Origin of the sequence: Bradyrhizobium sp. HKCCYLS3070, from assembly GCF_051167575.1 — a bacterium.
Taxonomy (GTDB): Bacteria; Pseudomonadota; Alphaproteobacteria; order Rhizobiales; family Xanthobacteraceae; genus Bradyrhizobium.
The window spans coordinates 257344-282098 of record NZ_JBNPTI010000007.1 but is presented as its reverse complement, the minus strand read 5'-3'; the positions used below and the strand labels follow the sequence as shown (position 1 = coordinate 282098).

General features: G+C 65.6%; 28 protein-coding genes, 2 tRNA genes and 2 pseudogenes. 8 read left to right on the top strand and 24 right to left on the bottom strand.

Annotated features, from left to right (window positions below; genetic code table 11):
- Positions 1 to 17: 17 nt before the first annotated feature.
- From ACQR03_RS22705 to ACQR03_RS22680, 6 genes are all read right to left on the bottom strand, one after another.
- A complete protein-coding gene (locus tag ACQR03_RS22705) occupies positions 18 to 791 on the bottom strand; it encodes an SDR family NAD(P)-dependent oxidoreductase (protein ID WP_315716337.1) in 774 nt (257 codons plus the stop codon).
- Positions 792 to 838: 47 nt separating this feature from the next.
- Positions 839 to 1846 (bottom strand): ABC transporter ATP-binding protein, encoded by a 1008-nt coding sequence (locus tag ACQR03_RS22700; protein ID WP_315716338.1) that lies wholly within the window; start codon positions 1844 to 1846, stop codon positions 839 to 841.
- 14 nt (positions 1847 to 1860) lie between these two features.
- Positions 1861 to 2691 (bottom strand): carbohydrate ABC transporter permease, encoded by an 831-nt coding sequence (locus ACQR03_RS22695; RefSeq protein WP_315716339.1) that lies wholly within the window; start codon positions 2689 to 2691, stop codon positions 1861 to 1863.
- A 2-nt stretch (positions 2692 to 2693) separates the two neighbouring features.
- Positions 2694 to 3566: a carbohydrate ABC transporter permease gene (locus tag ACQR03_RS22690; RefSeq protein ID WP_315826533.1), complete on the bottom strand. Its 873-nt coding sequence runs from the start codon at positions 3564 to 3566 to the stop codon at positions 2694 to 2696.
- Positions 3567 to 3972: 406 nt separating this feature from the next.
- Positions 3973 to 5304 carry an ABC transporter substrate-binding protein gene (locus ACQR03_RS22685; protein WP_315716341.1) on the bottom strand — a complete coding sequence of 444 codons (1332 nt, stop codon included), beginning with the start codon at positions 5302 to 5304 and terminating at the stop codon, positions 3973 to 3975.
- Positions 5305 to 5467: 163 nt separating this feature from the next.
- Complete coding sequence (locus tag ACQR03_RS22680) at positions 5468 to 6415, bottom strand: sugar-binding transcriptional regulator (RefSeq protein ID WP_315826532.1); 948 nt, start codon at positions 6413 to 6415, stop codon at positions 5468 to 5470.
- Positions 6416 to 6791: 376 nt separating this feature from the next.
- Between ACQR03_RS22680 and ACQR03_RS22675 the strand changes: the two genes are divergently transcribed.
- Complete coding sequence (locus ACQR03_RS22675; RefSeq protein ID WP_315826531.1) at positions 6792 to 7037, top strand: hypothetical protein; 246 nt, start codon at positions 6792 to 6794, stop codon at positions 7035 to 7037.
- A gap of 116 nt (positions 7038 to 7153) precedes the next feature.
- Entirely contained in the window at positions 7154 to 7564 is a 411-nt protein-coding gene (locus ACQR03_RS22670) for a flagellar basal body rod protein FlgC (RefSeq protein WP_315716344.1), read from the top strand.
- A gap of 30 nt (positions 7565 to 7594) precedes the next feature.
- Here ACQR03_RS22670 and ACQR03_RS22665 read toward each other — a convergent pair whose 3' ends face one another.
- The 16 genes from ACQR03_RS22665 to ACQR03_RS22590 all read right to left on the bottom strand — a co-directional run bounded on the left by ACQR03_RS22665 (position 7595) and on the right by ACQR03_RS22590 (position 19652).
- A complete protein-coding gene (locus tag ACQR03_RS22665) occupies positions 7595 to 7780 on the bottom strand; it encodes a hypothetical protein (protein ID WP_315751364.1) in 186 nt (61 codons plus the stop codon).
- A gap of 120 nt (positions 7781 to 7900) precedes the next feature.
- Positions 7901 to 8218, bottom strand: coding sequence for a hypothetical protein (locus ACQR03_RS22660; RefSeq protein WP_315826530.1), 318 nt, complete (start codon positions 8216 to 8218; stop codon positions 7901 to 7903).
- A 70-nt stretch (positions 8219 to 8288) separates the two neighbouring features.
- Entirely contained in the window at positions 8289 to 8567 is a 279-nt protein-coding gene (locus ACQR03_RS22655; protein WP_315826529.1) for a hypothetical protein, read from the bottom strand.
- A 133-nt stretch (positions 8568 to 8700) separates the two neighbouring features.
- Entirely contained in the window at positions 8701 to 9453 is a 753-nt protein-coding gene (aqpZ, locus tag ACQR03_RS22650; protein ID WP_315826528.1) for an aquaporin Z, read from the bottom strand.
- Positions 9454 to 10708: 1255 nt separating this feature from the next.
- Positions 10709 to 11014 carry a HigA family addiction module antitoxin gene (locus tag ACQR03_RS22645; protein WP_315751360.1) on the bottom strand — a complete coding sequence of 102 codons (306 nt, stop codon included), beginning with the start codon at positions 11012 to 11014 and terminating at the stop codon, positions 10709 to 10711.
- A gap of 11 nt (positions 11015 to 11025) precedes the next feature.
- The gene (locus ACQR03_RS22640; RefSeq protein ID WP_315751358.1) at positions 11026 to 11307 is read right to left on the bottom strand and encodes a type II toxin-antitoxin system RelE/ParE family toxin; all 282 of its coding nucleotides are present in this window, start codon (positions 11305 to 11307) and stop codon (positions 11026 to 11028) included.
- A gap of 775 nt (positions 11308 to 12082) precedes the next feature.
- Positions 12083 to 12158 (bottom strand) — tRNA-Phe (locus ACQR03_RS22635).
- 174 nt (positions 12159 to 12332) lie between these two features.
- Entirely contained in the window at positions 12333 to 12539 is a 207-nt protein-coding gene (yacG, locus tag ACQR03_RS22630; RefSeq protein WP_315751356.1) for a DNA gyrase inhibitor YacG, read from the bottom strand.
- 51 nt (positions 12540 to 12590) lie between these two features.
- Positions 12591 to 13220, bottom strand: a complete 630-nt coding sequence (locus tag ACQR03_RS22625; protein ID WP_006613056.1) for a Maf-like protein — start codon at positions 13218 to 13220, stop codon at positions 12591 to 12593.
- Positions 13221 to 13401: 181 nt separating this feature from the next.
- Entirely contained in the window at positions 13402 to 13872 is a 471-nt protein-coding gene (locus tag ACQR03_RS22620) for a low molecular weight phosphatase family protein (protein WP_315717868.1), read from the bottom strand.
- A gap of 54 nt (positions 13873 to 13926) precedes the next feature.
- Entirely contained in the window at positions 13927 to 14433 is a 507-nt protein-coding gene (locus tag ACQR03_RS22615; RefSeq protein WP_315717869.1) for a UPF0262 family protein, read from the bottom strand.
- Positions 14430 to 15725, bottom strand: coding sequence for a histidinol dehydrogenase (gene hisD, locus ACQR03_RS22610; protein ID WP_316202000.1), 1296 nt, complete (start codon positions 15723 to 15725; stop codon positions 14430 to 14432). The genes ACQR03_RS22615 and hisD overlap by 4 nt, the downstream gene beginning before the upstream one ends.
- A gap of 87 nt (positions 15726 to 15812) precedes the next feature.
- Complete coding sequence (locus ACQR03_RS22605) at positions 15813 to 16262, bottom strand: DUF2948 family protein (protein ID WP_316175679.1); 450 nt, start codon at positions 16260 to 16262, stop codon at positions 15813 to 15815.
- A 24-nt stretch (positions 16263 to 16286) separates the two neighbouring features.
- Positions 16287 to 17576 carry a UDP-N-acetylglucosamine 1-carboxyvinyltransferase gene (gene murA, locus ACQR03_RS22600; protein ID WP_316226730.1) on the bottom strand — a complete coding sequence of 430 codons (1290 nt, stop codon included), beginning with the start codon at positions 17574 to 17576 and terminating at the stop codon, positions 16287 to 16289.
- A gap of 149 nt (positions 17577 to 17725) precedes the next feature.
- Positions 17726 to 19426 (bottom strand): FAD-dependent oxidoreductase, encoded by a 1701-nt coding sequence (locus tag ACQR03_RS22595; protein ID WP_410052261.1) that lies wholly within the window; start codon positions 19424 to 19426, stop codon positions 17726 to 17728.
- 43 nt (positions 19427 to 19469) lie between these two features.
- The gene (locus tag ACQR03_RS22590) at positions 19470 to 19652 is read right to left on the bottom strand and encodes a hypothetical protein (protein ID WP_316165560.1); all 183 of its coding nucleotides are present in this window, start codon (positions 19650 to 19652) and stop codon (positions 19470 to 19472) included.
- A 351-nt stretch (positions 19653 to 20003) separates the two neighbouring features.
- Between ACQR03_RS22590 and ACQR03_RS22585 the strand changes: the two genes are divergently transcribed.
- Positions 20004 to 20078 (top strand) — tRNA-Thr (locus ACQR03_RS22585).
- A 14-nt stretch (positions 20079 to 20092) separates the two neighbouring features.
- Here ACQR03_RS22585 and ACQR03_RS22580 read toward each other — a convergent pair.
- A complete protein-coding gene (locus tag ACQR03_RS22580; protein ID WP_316165561.1) occupies positions 20093 to 20299 on the bottom strand; it encodes a hypothetical protein in 207 nt (68 codons plus the stop codon).
- Between the two features lie 432 nt (positions 20300 to 20731).
- On the opposite strand from ACQR03_RS22580, the pseudogene ACQR03_RS22575 reads away from it, so the two are divergent.
- The 4 genes and pseudogenes from ACQR03_RS22575 to ACQR03_RS22560 all read left to right on the top strand — a co-directional run.
- Positions 20732 to 20905: pseudogene (locus tag ACQR03_RS22575) on the top strand (nuclear transport factor 2 family protein); the annotation flags it as partial.
- A gap of 489 nt (positions 20906 to 21394) precedes the next feature.
- Complete coding sequence (locus ACQR03_RS22570; RefSeq protein WP_315717875.1) at positions 21395 to 22129, top strand: sensor histidine kinase; 735 nt, start codon at positions 21395 to 21397, stop codon at positions 22127 to 22129.
- The gene (locus ACQR03_RS22565; protein WP_315717876.1) at positions 22110 to 22796 is read left to right on the top strand and encodes a response regulator transcription factor; all 687 of its coding nucleotides are present in this window, start codon (positions 22110 to 22112) and stop codon (positions 22794 to 22796) included. The genes ACQR03_RS22570 and ACQR03_RS22565 overlap by 20 nt, the downstream gene beginning before the upstream one ends.
- A gap of 196 nt (positions 22797 to 22992) precedes the next feature.
- Positions 22993 to 23346, top strand: a complete 354-nt coding sequence (locus tag ACQR03_RS22560) for a response regulator (protein WP_315717877.1) — start codon at positions 22993 to 22995, stop codon at positions 23344 to 23346.
- 113 nt (positions 23347 to 23459) lie between these two features.
- Here ACQR03_RS22560 and ACQR03_RS22555 read toward each other — a convergent pair whose 3' ends face one another.
- Positions 23460 to 23633, bottom strand: a complete 174-nt coding sequence (locus tag ACQR03_RS22555) for a hypothetical protein (RefSeq protein WP_315717878.1) — start codon at positions 23631 to 23633, stop codon at positions 23460 to 23462.
- 164 nt (positions 23634 to 23797) lie between these two features.
- On the opposite strand from ACQR03_RS22555, the pseudogene ACQR03_RS22550 reads away from it, so the two are divergent.
- A pseudogene (locus ACQR03_RS22550) lies at positions 23798 to 24467 on the top strand (IS3 family transposase); the annotation flags it as partial.
- Between the last annotated feature and the right edge of the window lie 288 nt (positions 24468 to 24755).

Below are 24755 nucleotides of genomic sequence, written 5' to 3'. Positions count from 1 at the left end.
TCAATTTTGACGCGAGCTTACCAGCAAGTGTAGCCGCCATCGACAACGACGACGCTGCCGGTCATCAAACTTGCGGCTTCCGAGGCCAGGAACAGCACCACCGAGGCGATCTCCTCGACCTGCCCCATCCGTGCCATCGGGGTTCCACCGATCCAGGCGTCGTACATCCGCGGATTGCTCTTCACGAAGGCGTTCAGCGGCGTCTCGATATAGGTCGGCGCGACCGCGTTGACGCGGATGCCGCGCGCGCCCCATTCGGCAGCCAGCGACTTGGTCAGATGGTGCACCGCAGCCTTGGACGCGTTGTAGAAGCACTGCTCCTGCGGCTTGTTGACGATGAAGCCGGACATCGAGCCGATGTTGACGATGGCGCCACTGTTGGCCGCCAGCATGTGCTTGCCGAAGGCGCGGCAGCACCAGAAGGTGCCGTTGAGATTGACGTCCAGCACGTTCAGCCAGTGCTCGTCGGTGACGGTCTCGGCCGGCGTCTCGCTGCGCGCGATGCCGGCATTGTTGACGAGGATGTCGATGCCGCCGTAGCGCGCGACCAGATCGTCGGCCACCTCGTTGACCTGAGCCGAGTTGGTGACGTCCATCAGCGCGGTCTCGGTGTCATAGCCCTTGGCCTTCATCGCCGCCTGCCCGTCCGCCGCCGCCTTGGCGTCGCGATCGGCGATCACGACATGCGCGCCCGCCTCCGCCAGCGCCTCGACGCAAGCCAGGCCAATGCCCTGCCCGCCGCCGGTGACCAACGCGGTCTTGCCGTTCAGTTTGAATTTTTCGAGATACATCGTCGTGGTCCGTTGTTGTCGTTGACGCCCGGAGGGGACGTCACCTCTCATGCGAAGATCGAATTGCCGCTCTCGTCGAAGCGGTAGATGCGGCTGGGCTCGGGCCGCAGCGTCACAGTGTCGCCGGCACCGAGTCGTTTCTCGCCGACGACGCGCACGGTGAGCGTCCCGAGCGCGCCGGCATCGACGTAGAGAAAGGTGTCGCTGCCGAGATGCTCGGCGATCACCACCTTGCCGGGCCAGCCCTCGCCGCCGTCGTCGACGACCGCGACATGCTCGGGCCGCACGCCGATCGTGGTCGCATGGTGTTTGTCCGCTTCCGCGCCGGTGATGAGGTTCATCTTCGGCGAGCCGATGAAGCTGGCGACGAACAGATTGGCGGGGCGCTGATAGAGCTCGATCGGCGAGCCATATTGCTCGATGCGGCCGGCGTTCAGCACCACGATCTTGTCGGCCATGGTCATGGCCTCGACCTGGTCGTGCGTCACGTAGATCGCGGTGGTGCCGAGCTGCTTCTGCAGCCGCGTCACCTCGAGCCGCATCTGCACGCGCAGCGCGGCATCGAGATTGGACAGCGGTTCGTCGAACAGGAACGCTTTGGGCTCGCGCACGATGGCGCGGCCGATCGCGACACGCTGGCGCTGGCCGCCGGACAGCTCGCGCGGCTTTCGATCGAGATAGGGCGTGAGGTTCAAGGTGGCCGCGGCCGCCTCGACCTTCTGGTTGATCTCGGCCTTGGGCAGCCCGGCCATCTTCAGGCCGAAGGCGATGTTGCCGCGCACGCTCATATGCGGATACAGCGCGTAGGACTGGAACACCATCGACAGGCCGCGCTTGGCCGGCGGCACATCGACGACATTGTTGCCGTCGATCAGGATCCGTCCGCCGGAGACGTCCTCGAGCCCCGCGATCAGCCGCAGCAGCGTGGTCTTGCCGCAACCGGAGGGGCCGACGAACACCACGAAGGCGCCGTCGGGAATGTCGAGATCGGCGCCCTTGATGATGTGGACCGGCCCGAACGATTTCTGCACACCTTCCAGCGTGATCCGTCCCATGGTCAGCCCTTTCGTTACTTCACTGCGCCGAAGGTCAGCCCGCGCACGAGCTGCTTCTGGCTGAACCAGCCGATGATCAGGATCGGCGCGATCGCGAGCGTGGAGGCCGCCGACAGCCGCGCCCAGAACAGGCCTTCCGGGCTCGAATAGGACGCGATGAAGGTCGTCAGCGGCGCCGCATTCAGGGTCGACAGGTTCAAGGTCCAGAACGCCTCGTTCCAGGCCAGGATCAGGTTCAGGAGAAGGGTCGAGGCCAGCCCCGGGATCGCCATCGGCGTCAGCACGTAGATCAGCTCGCGCCCGATCGTGGCGCCGTCCATCCGCGCTGCTTCCAGGATGTCCTTCGGGATCTCCTTGAAGTAGGTGAACAGCATCCAGATCACGATCGGCAAATTGCCGAGGCACAGGATGAAGACCAGCCCGGTGCGGGTGTCGAGCAGACCGAAGTTCTTGTAGATGAGATAGATCGGCACGAGCACGCCGACCGGCGGCATCATCTTGGTCGAGAGCATCCAGAGCAGGATGTCCTTGGTGCGCTTGGTCGGCGCAAACGCCATCGACCACGCCGCAGGGATCGCGATCAGCATCGCGATCAGGGTCGAACCGCCGGCGACGATCAGCGAGTTCAGCGCGTGGTGCAGATAGTCGCTGCGCTCCTGCACGGTGACGTAGTTCTCGGTGGTCCAGTGGAAGAACAGGAACGACGGCGGCGTCGCGAACGCCTCCAGCTCGGTCTTGAAGCTCGCCAGCACCATCCACAGGATCGGGAAGAAGATCACGAAGCCGGCGAGCCAGGCGGCTAGCGTCGCGATCGCGACATGACGTCCGGTGACCTTGCGCGCCATGGTCAGGCCTCCAGATTGCGGCCGACGATGCGGACCAGGAAGAAGGCGACGATGTTGGCGATGACCACCGCGACGAGGCCGCCGGCCGAGGCGGTGCCGACGTCGAACTGGATCAGCGCCTGAGAATAGACCAGGAAGGCGATATTGGTGGTCTGCAACCCCGGCCCGCCGCCGGTGGTGACGAAGATCTCGGCGAACACCGTGAGCAGGAAGATGGTCTCGATCAGGATCACCACCGTGATCGGGCGCGCCAGATGCGGCACGGTCAGATAGATGAAGCGCGACACCGCGCCGGCGCCATCCATTTCGGCGGCCTCCTTCTGCTCCTCGTCGAGCGACTGCAGCGCGGTCAGCAGGATCAGGGTCGCGAACGGCAGCCACTGCCAGGCGACGATGAAGATGACCGCGAGCAGCGGCGCGTCGGTGAACCAGTCGATCGGCGTCAGCCCCAGCGAGGTCGCGATCCAGGCGAACAGGCCGGACACCGGGTGCATCAGCAGGTTCTTCCAGACCAGCGCGCTGACCGTCGGCATCACGAAGAACGGCGCGATCACCATCAGACGGATGATGTTGCGGCCGATCACGGGCTGGTCGAGCAGGATCGCGAGGGGAATGCCGAGACCGATGGTCAGCAGCAGCACCGAACCGACCAGCACCAGCGTATTCTGCAGCGAGGCGAGGAAGGCGGGATCGGTGAGGAAGTAGGTGAAGTTCTCGAAGCCGACGAAGCTCTCCGAGCCGGGATCGAGCAGGCTGTAATGCAGGGTCGAGAAATAGATCGTCAGCGCCAGCGGCACGATCATCCAGATGAACAGCAGGATGACCGCTGGCGACATCAGCGCGCGGGCGAGGAGTTGCGTCTGTCTGGTGGCCATTGCCGCTGTCCATTTGCTCGATGAACACTGCCGTCATTGCGAGCGAAGCGAAGCAATCCACAATCACGGGGGGACTTTGGATTGCTTCGTCGCCTTCGGCTCCTCGCAATGACCACGCCGCCGTGAGAATAAAGCCTCGGGCTCGGTGCACCTCGCCCCGCCCGCGGGGAGAGGATTGCATCGGCAGATGCAATCCGGGTGAGGGGGACTCTCCGCGAGCGCGGTATTCGTGGAGAGTCCCCCTCACCCCAACCCTCTCCCCGCAAGCGGGGAGAGGGAGCGCACCGTCGTCCGGGCGAGAGCTCGAACAACGTTGGAGAGAAAATGCGGCCATCCCTGTGGGGAGGGATGGCCGCCAGTGATCAGCTCGGGAGGAGTTTCGTGTCGAGCTGATAACTTTGCGCGCCTATTTGATGTAGCCGGCGCGCTTCATCTCGCGTTCGGTGGAGGACTGTGCCGCCGCGAGCGCCGCATCGACGGTCATCGAGCCGGCCAGCGCAGCGGAGAACTGCTGCCCCACCGCGGTGCCGATGCCCTGGAATTCAGGAATCGCGGCGTATTGCACGCCGACGTAAGGCACCGGCTTGACCGTCGGCTTGTTCGGATCGGCGGCATCGATCGAGGCCAGGGTCAGCTTGGCGAACGGCGCGACCTTCAGGTACTCCTCGTTCTTGTAGAGCGAGGTGCGCGTGCCCGGCGGCACGTTGGCCCAGCCGTCCTTCGACGCGACGAGCTTCAGATAGTCCTTGCTGGTCGCCCAGGCGATGAACTTCTCCGCCGCCTCGACCTTCTGCGAGCCGGCGGGCACCGCGAGGCTCCACGCCCACAGCCAGTTGGCGTTCTTGCCGAGGCCGGTGTTCGGCGCCAGCGCGAAGCCGACCTTGTCGGCGACCTTCGACTCCTTCGGGTTGGTCACGAACGAGGCCGCCACGGTCGCGTCGATCCACATCGCGCATTTGCCGGAGTTGAACAGCGCGAGGTTCTCGTTGAAGCCGTTCGAACTGGCGCCGGGAGGGCCGGCCTCCTTCATCAGCTCGACATACGTCGTCAGCGTCTTCTTCCATTCCGGCGTGTTGAACTGCGGCTGCCATTTCTCGTCGAACCAGCGCGCGCCGAACGAATTCGACATCGCGGTCAGGAACGCCATGTTCTCGCCCCAGCCGGCCTTGCCGCGCAGGCAGATGCCGTACACGCCGCCCTGCTTGTCGGTCAGCTTCTTGGCGGCGTCGACGACGAAGTCCCAGGTCGGGCTCTCCGGCATCTTCAGCCCGGCCTTGTCGAACAGGTCGGTGCGGTACATCACGAACGAGCTCTCGCCGTAGAACGGCGCTGCATAGAGCTTGCCGTCGACCGACACGGCGTCCTTGATCTTGGGCAGGATGTCGCCCGCGTCATAGTCGGCACCGAGCTTGTCGAGCGGCACCAGCCAGTTCTTCTTGGCCCAGATCGGCACCTCATAGGTGCCGATGGTGAGGATGTCGAACTGGCCGCCCTTGGTGGCGATGTCCGTCGTCACGCGCTGGCGCAGCACGTTCTCTTCCAGCGTCACCCATTTCACGGAGATGTCGGGATTGGCCTTGGTGAACTCGCTGGTGAGGCCCTGCATCCGGATCATGTCACCGTTGTTGACGGTGGCGATCGTCAGACTCGTCTCCGCCAGTGCGGGCGCATGTGTCAGCAGCGTGGCGGCGCCCAGCAGGGCGGCAAGCGTGCTCGTCCGAGTGAAGATGGTCTTCACGGTCTCCTCCCATTCCCGCGGTTATTGAATATATGCTCACGGGCTGGGCTGATGTTCACAACACTGATCGGGCTTTGTCAAGCATGCGCCGGCGCCCACAGGTTGTGCGGCGCGACAGGAATCCGATCTTTGATAGAACAATGCGCAGCAGCGCCGCGGGCCTTCACGCCAGGATGGCGCGCGCCGTGGCCTCGTCGGTGATCAGGCCGTTGATGAGCCGCCCGGTCAGCGCGGCGCGGATGGCCGGGATCTTCGCCGGTCCCAGCGCCGCCGCGATCGTCATCGCGCGGGCCGGCACCTCGGGCGGAATGCTGGTGAGCCTGCGGTTGGTGCCGCCGGCGATCACCCTGCCGTTGGCGTCATAGGCCCACCCGGTGATCTCGCCGATGGCCCCGAGCCGCATCATCTCGGTGAGCTCGTCGCGGGTGACGAAGCCGTCGACATGCATCTGCGCCTTCTGGTCCATCTGGCCGATGCCGACCAGCTTGAGGTCGGCCTTGTCGGCGACCGCCTTGACCTTGGCGATGGCATCGAGCCGGACCATGCGGTCGCGCTCGTCCTCGGTGCCCATCAGGAACGGCAGCGGCATCGGATAATGCCGCGCGCCGGTGCGGTCGGCGAGCCGGCCGACGGTGTCGAAGAAGCTGGCGGAGCCGTCGGCCAGGATGTTGCCGACCAGCGAGACGATCTGGTGCTCGGGCCGGTCGACCGGCGAGACGCGCTCGACCGCGGCGCGCACCGCCCGGCCCGTGCCGAGCGCGATGATGACCGGCGTCTCGGCGCGCAGCGTCGTCTCCAGCAGGTTGGCGCAGCGTTCGGCGATCCCCGCCGCGCCGGCCGGCGCGGCCGGATCGGTCGGGACCACCTCGCAGTGCACCAGCGCGAAGCGCGCCTTGAGCTGCGCGGCCAGCGCCATGCACGAGGCGATCGGATGCTCGAGCCGGAACGTGATCAGCCGCTCGGCAAGGCACAGCGACACCAGCCGCTGCGCCGAGGCGCGCGACACCTGCAGCATCCGGGCGATCTCGTCCTGGGTATGGCCCGCGATGAAGTACAGCCAGCCGGCGCGAGCGGCATCGTCGAGCCGTGATTTGTCGCTGTCGCCCGCCATGACGCCGAGCCGGCCTCCCTTTCAGAACACGTCTTCCCGGCCGAGCGCGGCCCGACGCTGATCGGCCTGCACTATGCCATGGCGCTCACGGCGCCGGGGACCGAGGCGCGCCACCATCCCCAGGAGGAACGCGGCAGGGTCATCCAGACCAGATCATATGCTCTGATCGTGGGCAATAGCCCAATCTCGGCAGGTTGCGCCCAGCGTCGCGGATCCTCGCTCGGCGCACGACGGCTGCGCATCCCCGCGGGATGCGGCGGCTCGGCCGGCCGCTTAGCTCGGGGGCATGGCCCTCCCCTCTCTCGTCCGCCCCCACCGCGCCGCTCCGGTGTTCGTCTGCCGCAATTGCCTGAAGCGCAGCGATGACCCCAAAGCATTGAACAAGGCCTTGAAGAAGGCCCTCAAGCACGCGCTGGAATCCCGCGGCAGCCCCGGCAACCGCGCAGGCGAGAAGCCCGCCCGCGTCATCGCGACGAGCTGCTTCGGCCTCTGCCCGAAGCGGGCGGTCGTGGTCACCGGGGGCGTCCACGCGGCACGCGGCGAATATGTGCTCGTCTCCGCAGCCATGGATGTGCCCACCGCCTTGGCGCTGCTGCGCGACGATCCAAACGGGCCGCGTTGAGTTCGTGATGGTGAACAAAACCTTGAGCCGGACGCTCGAGTCTCATCGGCGGTCTTGACACTTGCTTGGTGCGCCGCGGGCTTAGCTGGCGCATCACGTCATCAGCAAGCGCCGCCATGAGTCCCACCGCCACCATCGCAGTCTCCGGCATGCAAGCCGCCTCGCGCCGGCTCGAGGTGTCCGCCTCGAACGTCGCCAATGCCAGGAGCACGGGCGCGCTGCCCAATGCCGACGGCACGCTGCCGGCCGGCGCGCCGAAGGCCTACGACCCGCTCGAGCTGGTGCAGAGCGACGTCGCCGGCGGCGGCACGCAGACGACCATCACGCGTTCGAGCTCGGGTACGTCCGCGAGCTACGATCCCACCGCGCCGTTCGCCAACAAGGATGGCCTCGTCGCCGCGCCCAATGTCGATCTCGCGCAGGAGATGATCAGCCAGCTCGTCGCCAAATACAGCTTCGCCGCGAACGCGAAAGTGCTGAAGGCGAGCGACGAGATGAGCCGCACCGTGATCGACATGAAGGTGTAGGCCGGCCTCGATAGCCCGGCGTCTCCCGCGTCAGCGCGAGAATACGGCGACTAGCCAGTGGATCAGCGTGGCACCGCCAATAGGCGCGACCATAAGCAGCATCATGTTGAAGCCGATCAGCACGAGCAGCAGCTTTTCACGCCGCGGCGACAGCCGTCGCTTCGGCGGCTCCGGCTTCGGATCATGCGGCCAGTGGCCGGGCAAGTCGACGAACATTGCGGCCCTCACCTGTCGCTGCAGAACGCCGGAGCGGGCGGACCGGATGCCCCTGCGGACGACGAGCATCGTAGCACGGCGAGATCATGGAGACGACCGACAGCGCGTCCTGCGCCGTGCTCACGCGGTGTCCTGACCCAGCTCGGCCAGCACCCCTGGCTCCACCAGCAGCCCCTGCCGCTCATAGCGCCCGCGCGTCCGGCTGAAGCGCACCACGACCGCATGGCGTTTGCTCTTCGCCTTGGCCCTCCGCGACAGCAGCGCGTTGCCGGCGGGCAGAAACACGAGATCGCCGAGACCGACGCATGAGAGACACGCCGGACCGCCATCCTCCATCATGAGGACATCGCCGGTCCCGCCGCAGCGATGACAGCTCCAGCCGTCCCGCGCCGGCGCGATCGCCACCAGCTCCGGCGCCCGGCTCGCCTTCACTGCCACGCGCTCGCGCTTCTTCTCGGAGAGCGCCGGCGAGACCCAATGCGTCCGGAACAGCTCTTCAAGTTGCGGATCATTGCTGCGGCTGAACCGCAGCGGCTGCCGGCTTGGCGTCTGTGCGACATAGGCGGTCTCGCTCGGGCTCGGCCCCTTGGATGCGCGGGAGACCGGAGCGTGTGACCTCCTCCAGCGACCCAACCTGCCCACGCCGCCACTGCTCCAGCAGCGACGCATCGAGCCAGCCGAGGCCACAGAACAGGTCGGCGACGCTGACGTAATGCTGGTCGGCCAGCAGCGCCTCGGCCACCCTGGCGACCCGATCGGACAGCGGCTCGTTGTTCCTCCGGCTCATCACGACACCTGCAAAATCGTGCACGCTGACAAGGCGCGCATTATCCAGCAGAGCCGACCGCGATCAAGAGCGGCGCGACCACGGCATCGGCCACGCCGTGACGCGGCCCGATCCAACTGCGTGGGGAGATCTCCTAGGCGCTTTTCGCGACCGCGCCCTGCCCCGTCCGCTCGCCGGTCACCTCGCCGGCCGGCTCCGGGCTCAGCCAGCGATAGATGAAGCCGCCGGCCGCGCCGCCGAGCAGCGGCGCCACCCAGAACAGCCAGAGCTGCGCCAGCGCCCAGCCGCCGACGAACAGCGCCGGCCCGGTGCTGCGCGCCGGGTTCACCGAGGTGTTGGTGACGTGGATGCTGATCAGGTGAATGAGCGTCAGCGCCAGCCCTATCGCCAGCGGCGCAAACCCGGCCGGCGCCTTGCCATGGGTCGCGCCCATGATGACGAACAGGAACATCATCGTCAGCACGAACTCGCTGAGCAGGCAGGCCCCGAGCCCATATTTGCCGGGCGAATGCTCCGCATAGCCATTGGCGGCAAAGCCGCTCGCCGTGCTGAAGTCCGGCGCCCCGCTGGCGATCGCATACAGCACGGCCGCGCCAACGATGGCGCCGACCACCTGCGCGATGATGTAGGGCACGATCAGCCCGGTCGGGAAACGCCCGCCACACGCCAGTCCCACGGTGACAGCCGGATTGAGATGGCAGCCCGAGATGTGCCCGATCGCATAGGCCATGGTCACCACGGTGAGCCCGAACGCCAGCGCCACGCCGAGCATGCCGATCCCGACATCCGGCACGCCGGCCGCGATCACCGCACTGCCGCAACCGCCGAACGTCAGCCAGAACGTCCCGATCGCCTCCGCCACGAGCTTGTTGTTGATGCCGTTCATCATCGCCTCCCTGGGTGCGTGTGATTGGCTGGAGCCTGCCTCTCCCGTCAATGGAGAAGATGATCACTTCGACAACCTGGAGTCAAAGGCGGATTCGCGGTCGGCCGTGGGATGCCTGTGACTTTGAGTCAGAAAGAGTCCGACCGTTCGTAGTTCGTAGGGCGGATGAGCGAAGCGTCATCCGCCAGCTTACGCTGCTTGCCAACAGTCGTCGGCGCTCATTCCTGGCGGAAGCTCGTTCCTGCCGTGAACCAGCTTGATCGGCGAGGGGTTGCTCATCGAGCTTGCGGCCGACGGTCCAGGCCGACATCGATGATCCCGCATGGCGGATGATGCTCCGCTCATCCGCTACGTGCTATCGATTTTGCCGACATGCCGGCGAGAGCATCGGCACGTTCGCCCACGGCCAATTGTGCCAGCGCCCATCTTCGCCGACGCAAGCGGAGGATGTCGGAGGCGGGCTCGTTGTCGCATCCGCGGATGCGTCAAGCGCGGCAAACCGGTGGTCGACATAGGTCGTGGACACGTACCCCGCGACGGTCACCACCAGAACGACCGCAAATCCCTTGGCTGAGTCACTCCAGCGCATGTCATCACCTCGCGTGTTCGGCGTGCCAGGACCACACGGGACGACATTGACGCGCCATCGCGTGGCGGGCTGTGAGAAAGATCACATCGACGTCTAGCCCTGCCCCGACAAATATTGACCTACATCAATACGCGAATGCAAAATTGAACTTAAAGTTGCAACGATAATAATGAAGAGTATTTGAAATGAAGAATTCAACCAAAAGGAACGTCAAACGCGGCCTCGCTACAAAGAAGACCTCCGCTACCAAGAAGGCCTCCACTGCAAAGAAACAAACCAAGAAGGAGTTTCCTGAGATAAGGTGCGGAGAGCCGTGTCCAAAGTGTGGCCGTGCATGCAACAAAAAAGAAGGGCATTCAGGAAATCACCGTGATTCCGGAGTGCACACTTGGTAACGAATTCGACGTTACATGCACACCGGCACGCCTCGTTCTCTTGGTCGTTTGAGGTCCGCCCTGAACTTGGACCTGATTGCTGACATCGTGACGGTCGAAACTCCCTCAATCATCTTCGTCAGTTCGCGTGTCGTGATGCTCGGGTGAGATTGCGTCTTTGATTTTCGTTTTGATAGCACCCGCGCTCTCGCGAGTTTCAAGCTGCGCATTACGGTGACGCTGCATGAAACTCCGGGCCGCAGTGCGCGACCGCTCGGCGGCCGTGGCCCGGTCACGCCGCTCGCGGCTTGTTCACCGTCTCGATCCGGTCGAGAGTCTTGCCGAGGTCGCGCTTCGCGATCTGGACGTCATAGTCCGTCTGCAGGTTGAGCCAAAGCTCGGGCGTCGTGTCGAGCGCCTTGGCGAGCCGAAGCGCGGTGTCGGCGGTGATGCCGTTCTGCTCGCTCGCGATCCGCTCGATTCGTGTCCGCGGCAGGCCACACACCTTGGCGAGAGCGCCCGCGGAGATCCCGAGAGGATCGAGGAACTCCTCCCGCAGAACCTCACCGGGATGCATGGGTTTCAGCTTCTTGGTCATTGCAGTGCCTCTTAGTGATAGTCCACGACCTCGACGTCCGCCGGACCTTCCGCCGTCCAAACGAAGCACACCCGAAATTGATCATTGATGCGAATCGAATGCTGCCCCTGACGATCCCCCGTCAGCGCCTCCAGCCGATTGCCCGGAGGCGATCGCAAGTCGCGGAGATCGGCTGCAGCGTTGAGGTAACGCAGCTTCCGGCGGGCCACTTTTGACAGATCCGACGGAAAGCCCTTCGGGTTCTCGCCGTCGAAGACAGCCTCGGTGATCTTGTCGCGGAAGCTTCTGATCATGTGCCAACGTATGTATCATTTAATGATACATACGTCAAACAATGGCGATGTCTCCGAGCTGCTCGCGCTGTTTCTGCCAACTCGTATGTCGGCCAGCGTATCCCAGCTCTGCACAGACTGCCCGTCGTGCTGATTCCCCTTGCGCCGTCGGGCAAATCACCTCCACATTTCCCGCCATCCCGCCCGCACTGAGAGGGGCGCATCGCGATCGTCACGGGACGTTGCGGCGGGGAGCGGTGGCCGCGGGGCGACGCAGCATCTCATTTGGGGGTGCGGACGAACGTCGTGCTGCGGACGGTCAAGCCGTGTGGTCCCGACACCCCGACGCTGGTGTCTTGGTCGGCGACGATGTCGATGACGGGGGCAAGCAAGCCCGGTCCCCTGGGAGAGCACGGAGCAGCCGTTCAAACCATCGCGCAGGGAAGGCCGGGTTGTTTCCGGCTGAGCCTGTGGTTCCTGCCCCGTGCACTCTCTTTCGCACGGGGGCCGCGGGTGCCAGTCGGCACTCGGCCTTCCCTGCGCCCTCTCAATTGATGAGGACGCTCACATGCAGCAGAGCTCGGGCCAATCCAGCCGCGAGGTTGCGAGCGCATGGCCGCGAGCTACGGCGACGAGCGGCAGGCTGTTTGACAAGGTTGATCGGAGATCAGAGAGCGGGTCTCAAGCGAGACTTGGGGGGCTCAAACGCCCGGCTTCGCCAAGAGGCTTCGCCGGGCACGCTTCGCCCGTTGGACTACAGCGCGGCTGCGCCACGCGTAGCCCAACGGGCGAAGCGTGGTGCCCAGGGGCGGAATCGAACCACCGACACTGCGATTTTCAGTCGCATGCTCTACCAACTGAGCTACCTGGGCAGGTCTCGTGAAGGGCAAAAAAGCCCGGCGAGCCGGCGGGTTATAGTCAGAGCGGGCGGCGCTGTCTACCGCCCTGAGGCGAAGTTTTCACATTCCTTTCGCAGTTGCGCGGAAGGCCCCGGGGCCGCCGCCGGACGGCCGGCTCCGCTGGGGCAAAGCCATGAAAACACGGCCCTATTCGACGTCGTCCTCGTCGCCCTCGGTGGCCGGGATGACATAGGAGCCGCTGAGCCAGCGATGCAGGTCGACGTCGCGGCAGCGCGGCGAGCAGAATGGGCGGACGGCCTCGGCTGCGGGCCGGCGGCAGATCGGACAGCGGCCGGTGGGCTTGGCGGAGGCGGCGGATGGGGAACTGGTCGAACGGGTCGATTCTTGGGACATGGCCGCTATCTAGGCGCCCGCGACGCGCGATGCACCTCCTCAAGGATGGCGTCAGACTCCGACGGTGTTGAGCCAGCCGAAGCGGATCGGAAACCCCTCGCCGGCGAGCAGCGTCGTGGTCTCGTACAGCGGCAGGCCAACGACGTTGGTGTAGGAGCCGACCATCTTGACCACGAACGAGCCGGCGATGCCCTGCACGGCGTAGCCGCCGGCCTTCCCCCGCCATTCGCCGGAGCCGATATAGGCCTGGATGTCGTCCTCGCTGAGCCGCTTGAAGCGGACGCGGGTCTCGACCAGGCGCTGGCGGAACGCCTCCTTCGGCGTCACCAGCGTGATCGCGGTGTAGACGCGGTGGTTGCGGCCGGACAGGAGGCGCAGGCACTGCGAGGCCTCGTCGACCAGATTGGCCTTCGGCAGGATGCGGCGGCCGACCGCGACCACGGTGTCGGCGGAGATGATGAAGGCGCCGCGCAGCTCGTCGTCGAGCTGGACGGATTTGAGCGCGGCATCGGCCTTGGCGCGGGCCAGCCGATTGGCGCAGGCGCGCGGCAGCTCGCCACGCTTCGGCGTCTCGTCGACGTCGGCCGGGCGCAGCGCGTCGGGCTCGATGCCGGCCTGGTTGAGCAGCGCCAGACGCCGCGGCGAGCCGGATGCAAGAACGATTTTGGGACGGCCGAGCATGCTGATTTCGCTGGGGGATTCGGAAGCGGCGGGGCGTGCGCGCGGAACCTATCGGAAGGGCTGCCATTCCACAACCCGAAGGCTGCGACAAGGCTGCGACGAGCCTGCTCTACGGCGCGAATTTGAGCGGGGGACGACGTTGGTATTTCGGTTCGATGACACCTGCGGTGGAACCGGGAACCTACAAGCCCGCCGGACCGGGCTTGCCGAAACGCTTGCGGATCCGCGTGAACAGCCCGTCGCAGACCTCGCGATAGGCCGCGAGCTTCTGCTCGCGATTGCCGTCGGTGCCGGTCGGGTCGGGCGTCGGCCAGTATTCGACGTCGGCGGCGATGGTGCGGGTCAGCTCCAGGGCCTTGTGATGGGCCTCGGGCGAGAGGGTGATGATGAGGTCGAAATTCAGCCCCTCCCAGTCCTCGAGCTCCTCGAAGGTGGTCGGCTTGTGCTGCGAGATGTCCTGGCCGAGCTCGGCCATGACAGACACCGCGAACGGATCGAGCTCACCCTTCTTGACGCCGGCGGAGCGGACATAGAGCGCCTGCGGATACATCTGGCGCAGCAGGCTCTCGGCCATCGGCGAGCGCACGCTGTTCTGGCCGCAGGCGAACAGCACCGCCTGCGGCTGGCGCGCGCGCGGCGGCCCCTCGGCCATGCGCCTAGGCGCCCTTGGCCGAAAGCTGGGACGCGCGCGTGGCGGCCCGCGGCATCACTGGCCCTCGCCCTTCCAGTGCAGCACCGTGATCAAAGTGAACAGCCGGCGCGAGGTCTCGAAATCGACCCGCACCTTGCCCTTCAGCCGCTCCTGCAAGGTGCGCGAGCCCTCGTCGTGGATGCCGCGCCGGCCCATGTCGATGGCCTCGATCTTGTCGGGGGTCGCGGTGCGGATCGCCTGGTAGTAGCTGTCGCAGATCATGAAGTAGTCCTTCACGATTCGCCGGAACGGAGACAGCGACAACAGGTGCGTTACGACAGGCGTGCCGTCCTCCTTGCGGATGTCGAACATCAGGCGGTTGGCGGTGATGCCGAGATGCAGGGTGAAGGGACCGGCGCCGTCGGCGCCCTCGGGCGCGAACAGGTTCTCCTCGACGAGGTCGTAGATCGCGATCGCCCGCTCATGCTCGATGTCCGGACCGGAGCGGCCGATCGACTCCTCGTCGAGCGTCACCGCCACGATGCGATTGGTCCGGTCGTCGCCTGGCGGGTGCTGGGTCATGGCAGATTGAGGCGTATTCCCACGGAGCGTGAATGGGCGTCGAGACCCTCGGCCTTGCCCAGAGTCATCGCCGCTGGCCCCAGCGCGCGCAACTGCTCGGGGCCGCATTTCAACAGCGACGTGCGCTTCATGAAGTCGAGCACACCGAGACCGGAGGAGAACCGCGCCGAGCGCGCGGTCGGCAGCACGTGATTGGAGCCGCCGACATAGTCGCCGATCGCCTCGGGCGTGTGCGCACCCAGGAAGATGGCGCCGGCATTGCGGACACGGGCCGCGAACGCGTCGGGATCGGCCGTCATGATCTCCAGATGCTCGGCGGCGATGGCGTCCGCCAGCGGCACGGCCTGGTCGAGATGCTCGACCTCGATGATGGCGCCGAAATCGGCCCAGGACGCGCCGGCGATCGCGGCACGCGGCAGGGTCCTGAGCTGGCCCTCGACGGCGCGGGCGACATCATCGGCCAGGCGGCGGCTGTCGGTGATCAGGATCGATTGCGCGCTGGCGTCATGCTCGGCCTGGGCGAGCAGATCGGCGGCGATCCAGTCGGCATTGCCGCTGTCGTCGGCGATGACAAGCACCTCGGAGGGGCCGGCGATCATGTCGATGCCGACCTTGCCGAACACCAGCCGCTTGGCGGCGGCGACATAGGCGTTGCCCGGGCCGACGATCTTGGCGACCGGAGCGATCGTCGCGGTGCCATGCGCCAGCGCGGCCACCGCCTGGGCGCCGCCGACGCGGTAGATCTCGGACACGCCGCCGAGATGGGCGGCCGCCAGCACCAGCGGATTGAGCTTGCCGTCCGGCGCCGGCACCACCATCACGAGCCGGCCGACGCCGGCGACCTTGGCGGGAATGGCATTCATCAGCACCGAGGACGGATAGGCCGCGGTGCCGCCGGGGACATAGAGCCCGGCGGATTCGATCGCGCTCCAGCGCCAGCCGAGCTCGACGCCGGCTTCGTCGGTGAAACGCTGGTCGGCCGGCAGCTGCTTGAGATGAAACGCCTCGATGCGGTCGCGGGCGAATTTCAGCGCATCCAAGGTCGCGGCGTCACAGGCCTTGAAGGCGGCCTCGATCTCGGCGGCCGTCACGCGCAGCGAGGAGGCATCGAGCTCCAGCCGGTCGAACTTGCGCGTTGCCTCGAGCAGCGCCGCATCGCCGCGCCGGGCGACGTCGTCGACGATGGCGCGGGCGGCGGCTTCGACGTCGGCGGAGGTCTCGCGCTTGGCGGCGAGAAACTGCCGAAACTGAGTGTCGAAATCGGTGCTGGCGCGGGACAGGCGAATGGGCATCTCTGGCACTTTCCGAAGGGGTGGCTGCCCCCGACCTCCTGCTCAATGGCGCGGCAGCGCGGGGCCGTCAACCCTTTGAACCGGCGCCTACCCGGTCAGCGGCGGGACGCCTTCGATATCGCTGGTGCCGAGATCGTCCTCGCCAAGATCGGTCAGCTCGCATTCCAGACATTCGACGTCGAGCCGCAATGCGCCGCCGTGGGAGAACAGCAGCAGCGCGCTGCCGGCGGGCGGCTCGGCGCCGGCATGGAATTCGATGCCGATCAGCTCCAGCACGGCCGCGGGCGCGGCGAGGTCGATGCGGCGCGATTTGCAGGCCAGCACCCGGTCGAACCGCAACGCCGCGAGCAGCCGGCGCGGCTCGCTCTCACCATGCAGCGCCTGATCCCAGTCGAGCCGGTTCATGCCGATCACCAGCCGCTTCTCGGCCTGGCGCCAGATGATGTCGGCCGCCTGCACCCGCGCGTCCTGCACATGGGCCGAGATGACGGCGAGATCGTCGGCATCGAGCGCGATCAGTTTGAGCCGGTCGGTCACGGTCTCATCCTCTTGGCAGCGCCTTCACTCGCGGATGCGCTCGATCGTGGCGCCGCAGGCCTTCAGCTTGTCCTCCAGCCGCTCGAAGCCGCGATCGAGATGGTAGACGCGATTGATCATGGTTTCGCCTTCCGCAGCAAGCCCGGCAATGACCAGCGACACCGAGGCGCGCAGATCGGTCGCCATCACGGGCGCGCCGCGCAAATGAGAGGTGCCCTCGATCCGCGCGGTCTCGCCGTCGAGACTGATACGCGCGCCGAACCGTGCGAGTTCCTGCACATGCATGAATCGGTTCTCGAAGATGGTCTCGGTGATTGCCGAGGCGCCCTGCGCGCAGACCATCAGCGCCATCAGCTGGGCCTGCAGGTCGGTCGGAAAACCGGGGAACGGCGCGGTCGTCACCTGCACCGGGCGGATGCCGTGGCCGTTTCTGACGACACGGATGCCCTCGGCGTCGCTCGAGATCTCGGCGCCGGCCTCGGTCAGCACGTCGAGCGCGGACTGCAACAGCTCCGGCCGCGCGCCGGCGAGCCGGACATCGCCGCCGGTCATCGCCGCGGCGATCGCATAGGTGCCGGCCTCGATGCGGTCGGGCAGCACGGTGTGACGCGCGCCGTGCAGCGACGCCACGCCCTCGATCTCGATGCGTGGCGTGCCGGCGCCGGTGATGCGCGCGCCCATCTTGTTGAGGCAGTCGGCGAGATCGGTGATCTCCGGCTCGCAGGCGGCGTTGGTGATGACGGTCGCGCCCTTGGCGAGGCTCGCGGCCATGACCGCGACATGGGTGCCGCCGACGGTGACCTTGGGAAAATCGATCGTGCCGCCGCGCAGGCCGCCCGGCGCCTTGGCGACGACATAGCCGGCATCGATCTCGATGCTGGCGCCGAGCTTTTCCAGTGCCATGATCAGGAGGTCGACCGGCCGCGTGCCGATGGCGCAGCCGCCCGGCAACGACACCCGCGCCTCGTGCATGCGCGCGAGCAGCGGCGCGATCACCCAGAAGCTGGCGCGCATCCGCGACACCAGTTCATAGGGCGCCGTGGTGTCGATGATGTTGGCCGCCGAGATCTGCAGCGTCTGGCCCTGATACTGGCCGTCACCGGGACGCTTGCCGACGGCCATGATGTCCACGCCGTGATTGCCGAGGATGCGCTGCAGCTGCGCGACGTCGGCGAGGCGGGGGACGTTGTCCAGGATCAGCGTCTCCGGCGTCAAAAGACCCGCGATCATCAGCGGCAGCGCAGCGTTCTTCGCGCCCGAAATCGGGATGATGCCGTGAAGCGGGTTGCCGCCGACGATGCGAATGCGATCCATGCTGGTCCTGCTGGGCTGGCCGGGAAATTGGGCTAAGGTCGGCGCAACAGGACCGACATTACGGCGATTTGATGAGTTCGCAACGGCAGGTCGCAGCCGCCGGGAATTCATCCCCTGACGGTACGGCCCCCGCGGCGGAAAGGCGCGAATCAGACCGGCGGGACCAGCGCATCGGCCAGAAACCCGTGCAGCGCGGCGACGACCTGGGCCCCCTCGCCGATCGCACCGCCGACGCGCTTGACCGAGCCGGAGCGGACGTCGCCGACCGCATAGACGCCGGGCACCGAGGTCTCGAGCGGCGACACCATCCGCCCGGCATTCTGCTCCGACTGCGCGCCGGTGACGACGAAGCCGGCACGGTCGAGCGTGATGCCGCAGCCGTCGAGCCAGCCGGTGGCGGGATCGGCGCCGACGAACAGAAACAGATTGCTGATGTCGGCCGGCGTCTCTTCGCCGGACAGCCGGCTCTTCAAGGTGATGCGTTCGAGGCCGGTGTCGGCCCCGCCATCGAGCGCGACGACCTCGGTGTTGAACAACAGCTCGATGTTCGGCGTCGCCTCGATGCGCTCGATGAGATAGCGCGACATCGACGCGGCCAACCCGCCGCCACGGATGATCATCCGCACCTTCTTGACGTGCCCCGACAGAAACACCGCGGCCTGCCCCGCGGAATTGCCGCCGCCGACGAGGGCGACCTCCTGCCCCGCGCACAGCCGCGCCTCGATCGGCGAGGCCCAGTACCACACGCCGCGCCCCTCGAACTCCTTGAGCCGGGCAAGATCAGGCCGGCGATAGCGCGCGCCGCTGGCGACCACCACCGAGCGCGCCCGCACCTCGTCGCCGCCCTCGAGCGCCAGCACGAAGGCGCCGGCCTTGCGCTCGCAGTCGAGCGCATTGACCGACACCGGGATCATGATCTCGGCGCCGAACTTCTGCGCCTGGTTGAAGGCGCGCGCGGTCAGCGCGAGGCCGGTGATGCCGGTCGGGAAGCCGAAATAGTTCTCGATGCGCGCGCTGGCGCCGGCCTGGCCGCCGAACGCACGCGAGTCCAGCACCGCGACGGAAAGACCTTCGGAGGCGCCATACACCGCCGTGGCAAGGCCCGCCGGCCCGCAGCCGACGACCGCGACATCGTAGATCTTCTCGCCGCGCGGCCCGCCGATCATCCCGACGGCACGCGCCAGCTCGGTCTCGCTGGGATTGCGCAGCACGCTGCCGTCGGACACCACCACCAGCGGCAGCTCGGCCGGGGTCGGCGAATAGCGCGCGATCAGGTCGGCGGCGTCGTGATCGACGGCGGGATCGAGCAGATGGTGCGGAAAGCCGTTGCGGGTGAGGAAGCTCTGCAGCCGCGCGATCGCCGCCGATTGCGGCGGCCCGATCATGACCGGGCCGCCGGCGCCGCCCTGAATGAGATTCACACGGCGCAGGATCAGCGCCCGCATGATGCGCTCACCGAGCTCGGCCTCGGCGATCAACAGCGCGCGCAACCGTTCGGGGCGAATCAGGATGACCTCGACGTCGCCCTCGGCATGGCCATCGACCAGCGCGACGCGGCCGGAGAGCTGGGCGATCTCGGCCAGAAACTGCCCTGGCCCCTGGTCGATCACCGGGGTGACGTGACCGAGGCCGTCACGCTGGGTGATCGCGACATGGCCTTTGAGGATGACGAACATGCCGGGGCCGGGCTTGCCGGTCTCGAACAGCAGCTCGCCGTCACGATAGGTCTGGATCTCGCCGAAGCCGCGCAGGCGCGCGATCTCCTGGGGCGTCAGCTCCGGAAAAGTCTGGTCGAAGCGCGGCAGCGTCTTCGCGAGCTCCGCCCGTTGTGCCGCCGCATCCGCCGTCATCCCTTCATCCGCTGCCATCACGCCCACCCCGCCTGCCATCTGCTCAATGCTTCGAATCGTCCCGGCCGTCGGCAGCGGCCTCGTCCAAGCCGTCCTTCTCGACCGTCACCGCCTGGCTGCGCTCGCGGCTCTGCGCCTTGCGCCGCTTCAGGTTCTCGCGCAGCGCCTGCTTCAGCCGCTCCTCGCGCGCACCCTTCGGCGCCGCCTTCCCGGTCTTATCCGTCATCCCTTCCCCCGGTCACCCCATACCAGAGGCACAATTGGGGCCGCAGGTGCGAAAGCCAAGAGGCGTTGGCGACGCAGACGCTAGGTTCCGCCCGGCCGGCCGTCGCCTGCCCGGATGGGGAGTTGCCGCCGCGGCTGCGGCCAGTTGGGCACCTCGAGCGGCAAACCGCGAGAATCCGCCGCGAACGGGCGATTTCACTCCGATTCGAAGGTCTTTCGCTCCCTTTCGATGCATCACGCGGACGTCTTTCCCGGAAAACCAGGCGAGCCGCGCTTGCGCAGGCGGGGACCTTGTGGCAAGAACCGCCCGCGTTCGGTCGCGGCTTTCGGGCCGGTCCCCGCCAGTCCCTTTGCTGCCGTAGCTCAGTGGTAGAGCACTCCCTTGGTAAGGGAGAGGTCGACAGTTCAATCCTGTCCGGCAGCACCAGGGCATTCTTCCCCCTACATGATCTTCGGCGACGCCTCGGGACCACTTGCCACGCGCAGATGCGCGTCATCGGCCTCGCGGCGCAATTTGCGTCCGAGCTCTGCTGCAGCACCGCCCTCTCCGGAAATCGAGGGCGCAGGGAAGGCCGGGCGCTGGCCGCGCCCGTGGCCCGCCTGCGGAAAAAAATGCAGGCGGCAGGTACCACAGGTCTGGCCGAACACACCCGGCCCTCCCTGCGCAATGGGCTTACGATTTATACGCGCTCTCCCTGGGGACCGGGCTTTGTTGCCCCCATCACCCGCGATGCACTGACGCACATCAGCGAGCTTGACCTCAGCATCGGGAGGCCAGGACCACGCGACTTCACCGTCCGTATCGAAGTTGTTCGTCCGCTCGCGAATGCGCGCTGCAACTCCGACCCGGCCATCGCATCCCACACCCAACGCTCGTGACGACTCGCGAACGCCCCTCTTCGATGAGCACGGGACGGCCGGAAATGTGCAGGTGATTTGCCCGACGGCACAAGGGGAATGGGTGCGGCAGAGTGGCACGACGGGCAGTTTCAGCAGAGCTGGGATACGGGCGGCGGAGGGGGCTTTGTTTGGTGCAGCGTCACCGTAATCCCAGCGTCACCGTAATCCCCGGACGGGACCGTCCTCGACCGCGCCGGCTTCCTGCGGCAAGTCGCCCGGAAGTCGCCGGTCACCGAGATTTCCGGCAGCGACATCCAGATCAGGGTCCTTGGAGACATCGGTGTCGTGAATGCACGCACGCACTTCACCAAACCCGACGGAAGCCGGGGGACTGGCTGCTACACGGACGTCTAATGGAGGCGTGGCGACCGCTGGCGTTGCATTTCCGTTTCGCGCAACTGACGTGGAAGCACGGCGGTCGTACCTTGCGGTCGGGCGCCCGCGAGACAGATCGAGATTGGTTTGATCTTGCCTGTCATGAGATTGCCTCAACAGAGTTGCCGAGGCGATCAATCATGAATGAGGATAAACCCGCTGCCCGCTATTCAACGCCTGTGAGACCTTCACCTCACGTCCACATTTCATGCGTATGGAAGCTGCAAGGCTCAGCGTCCACTGACTCATGCTAGCGTCGGGAAAGACGGCGAATGGCGGCGCGGTGTTCTCCGTCGACGCGATGAGCTTCATCGACGCCCTGCCGATCGACAATTACAACGGTGCGGCGCGTAGCTTTAATGTACATAAAGTTATGCGGTTTAAATCGATCTTTGAAGTTGACTCGATCATACTACTGATACATCCTAAGGGTGTATCTTAGTCACGAGAAAACCTGGCTGGTCTTCGATGCAACGGGAGCAGATCGAAGCCATAACTCGCGATATTGGGCAACAAGAAATTCTTGAACGTGAAATTCTTGCGATTGCCTCTCGCGAGAGACAGCGCATTGGGCGTGAACTCCACGACGGGCTCTGCCAATCGCTCGCCGGCTTAGCGGCGCTAGCTGCGGCGCTGTGGCGAAGTTTGGCGGCGAGCGGCCAACCGGGTCCCGCCGCGGCCGCGGCCGAACTCGTACGATTGCTGAACGAGACCATCGGCGAGGCGCGTGACCTCGCTCGTGGGCTCAGCTCGATCGGTCTGAATAGCGCGGATCTTGTCGGCTCCCTTGAGAGCCTCGCCCGCAACGTCAGCGCCGCTCATGGCGCCTTTTGTGCGTTTGTGGAAGATAACCCTTGTCCCGATCTTGGCCGCGAAACCACGAGCCACCTCGTGCGTATCGCCCAAGAAGCCGTCCGCAATGCGGTCAGCCACGGCCGAGCCGACGAAATCGAGATCCGTCTGGCGTGCACTGCAGGCTCGGGACTATTGAGCATCCGGGACAACGGTGTCGGGCTTCCCGAAAAATGGCGCGATCATGACGGCATCGGGCTTTATACCATGGACTACCGCGCGCGGGCGATCGGCGGTTCTCTTACTGTGGAGCCGCAGGCCCGTCGCGGCGTCATGGTTGCGTGCGCGTTTCCGCTGTTATCGAATTACGAACGGCAGGAAAGTATCGGCGATGCCCACTTGCCTGGCTGAAGCCGCGGACGCGGTGCGGAAGAGGCTGCTTGTCGTCGACGATCATCCCGTGCTGTGCCGCGGGTTGATCGCCCTCATCGAGGCGGAAAACGGCCTCGCCGTTCACGGCGCGGTCGGTACGCGCGTGGCCGCGCTCAAGACCATCGCGATCAGTCGCCCTGATCTGGTGATCGTAGACCTTGCTCTCGGCGACGAGGACGGCCTAGATCTCGTCAAGGAAATCAAAGCGCGTCATCCCGGCGTTCGCTCGCTGGTGCTTTCGATGTACGACGAAGAGGTGTTCGCCGAGCGCGCGCTTTGCGCCGGCGCCCTCGGCTATGTCACCAAACAACAGCTCGAATCGACCGTGATCGCTGCCATTCGTCGGGTGCTTGCAGGCGAGACCTACATGAGCGAGGCTCTGCAGCGGCGGCTGGCTGAACGATGCGTCGGCGCGCGACCGCTCGAGACCGCCTCGCCGGTGCGCACGCTGAGCGATCGGGAATTGCAGGTATTTCGGCTCGTTGGTCAGGGCCGAACCACGCGGCAGATCGCTGGTCTACTGAACCGCAGCGTCAAAACGGTAGAATCCCATCTTGAGCACATCAAGAATAAGCTGGCGATCGAATCGGCTGCTGAACTCGCCCAACGCGCGGCTCAATGGGTTACAATCGGCCGATTGGGTTGAGTCATAAAGTTCGCCCAAGTGCGCGGCTAGTGTCATACACGTCTGCCATGCCGCCGATGACTTCTCGACCAAGCAGGCACAGCCCCTCTCCGGCAAGCGCGACGGCCGAACACGCGGTCTGGGCCATGGTGCTAAAGCGGACTGCGCAATCAGCACGGCGCACGCGGCGTCTGCTCATTGTGGACAGTCACCCCTGATGCGGCGCAGGCTGACCGCGCTGATCAATGCTGAGCCCGGTCTTGTCGTATGTGCCTTGGCGGCCACCCAACGGGATGCGCTCGTGGCCATCGCGGCCACGAAACCCGATCTAGGGATCGTCGATCTGTTCCTTGGCGATAGCAATGGTTTGGATCTGGTGAGAGACGTTCGCGCGCGCTTTGTTCGTCTGCCGCTACCTGGATTGAGCAGGCATGATTCGCCGCAATACGTCCGCCGCGCTTTCGAATCCGGCACCGACGACTACGTCGCCAAGCAGGAGATGACAGAAGACCTTCTGGTGGCGATCCGCAGCGTGCTGCTCGGCGACCCTTACGGCGCACCGGCGCCTTGATCCATGCCCGTCTGCGTCCGGCAAGTTGACGCGTGCGAAGCTGGGCGGCCCATGGGGGATTCTCCCAATGCGAAAACGGGGTGCGACCCCGATGTCAGTTTAAGTCTCCAGCGTTAGCATTGGTAGCTACCAATGCCGTGCCCGCTTTGACGACTGAAATGCTGGTCGAGCCCTTCGCTTATCGGCTCGATCGAGACCATCACCGCTTCAAATGGGAAAAAACGATGAGAAATATCTGCACCGCCGCCGCAATAGTCGCGATTGTTTTCATTCCTTGGACCGTCCATGCGGGCACCTGCTACAAAAACTTAGGTTGCAAGGGCGCTACGTCGACCACTTCTTGCAAGACATGTCTTGGAAACCCCTCAAAGGGAGAGGGTTGGAAGCAAAACTCAAAGAGCACCTGTATCGGAAACTTCAACCATTGTCCGGCGGTCCGTTAACGGTACTGGCGCTGGTCCCGCGCCCCGGCACCAGCAAGGCCGCCTCCGGCCACAAGATCCATCCCTATCTGCTGCGCGGCGTCAGCATCACCGATGCCCAATCACGTCTGGGCGGCCGACATCACCTACATTCCGATGGCGCAGGGGTTCCTGTATCTGGTGGCGATCATCGACTGGGCCACCCGGGCGGTGCTGGCGTGGCGCTTGTCGAACACGATGAATACGGGCTTTTGCATCGCTGCGCTCGACGAGGCGATGGCGCGTCACGGCCGGCCTAAGATCTTCAACACCGATCAGGGCGCGCAGTTCACCAGCTCAGCCTTCACCGGCAGGCTGGAGGCTGCAGGCATTGCGATTTCGATGGACGGACGCGGCCGTTTCATGGACAACATCTTCATCGAACGATTGTGGCGCTCGATCAAGTATGAGGAAGTGCATCTGAAAGCCTATGCTGACGGGCGCGAAGCGCGAGACGGCATCGGCTCATGGATGACCTTTTATAATCATCGCCGCCCGCACCAGGCGATGAACAATCAGTTTCCCATGGCGGCATGGCGCGCCGGCATGGATGTGATCGAGGCGGCCCAGACTGTGGATATGCCGCTTCGCTTGGACAACGCAAACGCGTTGCCCACATACCCACAGCAGGCCCAGACGCAGCAGCAGGAAGCTGCTTGATTTGAACGACAGGGCAGGCGCGATCACACCTTAATTTTCGGCGATCCATGGTCCCGTGCGTGGGGTCCACTTCAGTTGAACGTGTCTCGCAAGCTAACATCCGCCTGGGGTTATGGATTCCCGCGTTCGCGGGAGAGCGGGGCAGCCGAGAAGAACAAAGGGCGCGATCGGTCCGATCGCGGAGCATCGGCAGCAGCGCAGATCTGAGTAGCTGTAGCCCGGATGAGCGGCACCGATATCTGAGGGGGCTGGCCCCGCATGTCGCTTGCGCTCATGCGGGCTATAGCT

Coding starts and splice junctions, on each gene's coding strand:
- ACQR03_RS22705 (WP_315716337.1), bottom strand. CDS start 791: ATGTATCTCGAAAAATTCAAACTGAACGGCAAGACCGCGTTGGTCACC.
- ACQR03_RS22700 (WP_315716338.1), bottom strand. CDS start 1,846: ATGGGACGGATCACGCTGGAAGGTGTGCAGAAATCGTTCGGGCCGGTC.
- ACQR03_RS22695 (WP_315716339.1), bottom strand. CDS start 2,691: ATGGCGCGCAAGGTCACCGGACGTCATGTCGCGATCGCGACGCTAGCC.
- ACQR03_RS22690 (WP_315826533.1), bottom strand. CDS start 3,566: ATGGCCACCAGACAGACGCAACTCCTCGCCCGCGCGCTGATGTCGCCA.
- ACQR03_RS22680 (WP_315826532.1), bottom strand. CDS start 6,415: ATGGCGGGCGACAGCGACAAATCACGGCTCGACGATGCCGCTCGCGCC.
- ACQR03_RS22670 (WP_315716344.1), top strand. CDS start 7,154: ATGAGTCCCACCGCCACCATCGCAGTCTCCGGCATGCAAGCCGCCTCG.
- ACQR03_RS22665 (WP_315751364.1), bottom strand. CDS start 7,780: ATGTTCGTCGACTTGCCCGGCCACTGGCCGCATGATCCGAAGCCGGAG.
- ACQR03_RS22655 (WP_315826529.1), bottom strand. CDS start 8,567: ATGAGCCGGAGGAACAACGAGCCGCTGTCCGATCGGGTCGCCAGGGTG.
- aqpZ (WP_315826528.1), bottom strand. CDS start 9,453: ATGAACGGCATCAACAACAAGCTCGTGGCGGAGGCGATCGGGACGTTC.
- ACQR03_RS22645 (WP_315751360.1), bottom strand. CDS start 11,014: ATGACCAAGAAGCTGAAACCCATGCATCCCGGTGAGGTTCTGCGGGAG.
- ACQR03_RS22640 (WP_315751358.1), bottom strand. CDS start 11,307: ATGATCAGAAGCTTCCGCGACAAGATCACCGAGGCTGTCTTCGACGGC.
- yacG (WP_315751356.1), bottom strand. CDS start 12,539: ATGTCCCAAGAATCGACCCGTTCGACCAGTTCCCCATCCGCCGCCTCC.
- ACQR03_RS22625 (WP_006613056.1), bottom strand. CDS start 13,220: ATGCTCGGCCGTCCCAAAATCGTTCTTGCATCCGGCTCGCCGCGGCGT.
- ACQR03_RS22620 (WP_315717868.1), bottom strand. CDS start 13,872: ATGGCCGAGGGGCCGCCGCGCGCGCGCCAGCCGCAGGCGGTGCTGTTC.
- ACQR03_RS22615 (WP_315717869.1), bottom strand. CDS start 14,433: ATGACCCAGCACCCGCCAGGCGACGACCGGACCAATCGCATCGTGGCG.
- hisD (WP_316202000.1), bottom strand. CDS start 15,725: ATGCCCATTCGCCTGTCCCGCGCCAGCACCGATTTCGACACTCAGTTT.
- murA (WP_316226730.1), bottom strand. CDS start 17,576: ATGGATCGCATTCGCATCGTCGGCGGCAACCCGCTTCACGGCATCATC.
- ACQR03_RS22595 (WP_410052261.1), bottom strand. CDS start 19,426: ATGACGGCGGATGCGGCGGCACAACGGGCGGAGCTCGCGAAGACGCTG.
- ACQR03_RS22590 (WP_316165560.1), bottom strand. CDS start 19,652: ATGACGGATAAGACCGGGAAGGCGGCGCCGAAGGGTGCGCGCGAGGAG.
- ACQR03_RS22570 (WP_315717875.1), top strand. CDS start 21,395: ATGCAACGGGAGCAGATCGAAGCCATAACTCGCGATATTGGGCAACAA.
- ACQR03_RS22565 (WP_315717876.1), top strand. CDS start 22,110: ATGCCCACTTGCCTGGCTGAAGCCGCGGACGCGGTGCGGAAGAGGCTG.
- ACQR03_RS22560 (WP_315717877.1), top strand. CDS start 22,993: ATGCGGCGCAGGCTGACCGCGCTGATCAATGCTGAGCCCGGTCTTGTC.
- ACQR03_RS22555 (WP_315717878.1), bottom strand. CDS start 23,633: ATGGACGGTCCAAGGAATGAAAACAATCGCGACTATTGCGGCGGCGGT.